The sequence below is a fragment of the Streptomyces sp. NPDC047061 genome, from assembly GCF_040643955.1.
Taxonomy (GTDB): domain Bacteria; phylum Actinomycetota; class Actinomycetes; order Streptomycetales; family Streptomycetaceae; genus Streptomyces.
Genome location: NZ_JBEYVI010000137.1, coordinates 1 through 1,214 on the forward strand (window position 1 = coordinate 1; position 1,214 = coordinate 1,214).

General features: G+C 68.5%; 1 protein-coding gene. It reads left to right on the top strand.

Annotated features, from left to right (window positions below; genetic code table 11):
* Nucleotides 1-44 precede the first annotated feature (44 nt).
* The coding region (locus ABZ887_RS51155; RefSeq protein WP_361306613.1) for a type I polyketide synthase at nt 45-1,214 on the top strand (1,170 nt) is incomplete at its 3' end.

Genomic DNA, 1,214 nt, shown 5'->3' on the forward strand with positions numbered 1-1,214 from the left:
GTGGCTTGGTTACTGGTGGTGTCTCCGCCCGCCCGACGGCAGCCGTGGCCGCAGATGCGGACGCGGGTGGCCTGGCAGCCCGGTTGGCTACGCTCTCTCCCGCAGAGCGCGAGCAGGAACTTCTGCAGATCGTCCAGGCTGCCACCGCTGTTGTGTTGGGTCATACCAGCCCGGCTGACGTCGATTCCCAGCGGGCGTTCCGTGACATGGGCATCGACTCGCTGACCGCGCTGGAACTGCGCAACCGGCTGGTTGCGGAGACCGGCCTGAGCCTGTCCGCCACCCTGGTCTTCGACTATCCCGTTCCCCTGGAACTCGCCCGGTATCTGGTTGCAGAGGCGTGCGGGGTCGACGGGGTTGTCGGGGAGAGCGCTGTGCCGACGCCGCGGGCCGGCACGGATGAGCCGGTGGCGATTGTCGGGATGGGTTGTCGGTTCCCGGGTGGGGTGGAGGATCCGGAGGGTTTCTGGCGGTTGGTTGCCGCGGGGACCGATGCGATGTCGGGGTTCCCGGCGAACCGCGGCTGGGACGTCGCCGGCCGGCCGGACCCGGATTTCGGTGACGGAGGTGCGGATTATGCCCGGGTAGGCGGTTTCCTGGATGGTGCGGGTGATTTCGATGCGGAGTTCTTCGGGATCAGTCCGCGTGAGGCGTTGGGGATGGATCCCCAGCAGCGGGTGTTGCTGGAGACATGTTGGGAGGCATTGGAGGACGCGGGCATTGCCCCGGGTTCGTTGAAAGGGACCGACACCGGGGTCTACGCCGGCATCATCACGTCCGGCTACCGCGTCGGGGAGCAGGACGGTGCGGGCGGTTACGGGCTGACGGGTACGACGGCGAGTGTGGCGTCGGGGCGGGTGGCGTATGCGCTGGGGCTGCGGGGCCCTGCAGTGTCGGTGGACACGGCGTGTTCCTCGTCGCTGACGGCGATTCACCTGGCCGCACAGGCACTGCGCTCCGGTGAGTGCGGGATCGCGCTGGCCAGCGGGGTCACGGTGATGGCCTCGCCTGGGACCTACATCGAGTTCGCGCGGCAGCGAGGTCTTGCTGCTGACGGGCGGTGTAAGCCGTTCGCGGAGGCGGCTGATGGCACCGGGTGGGGTGAGGGCGTCGGTGTCGTGGTGTTGGAGCGGTTGTCGGTTGCTCGTGAGCGTGGGCATCGGGTGCTGGCGGTGGTGGCCGGTAGCGCAATCAATCAGGACGGGGCCAGCAAT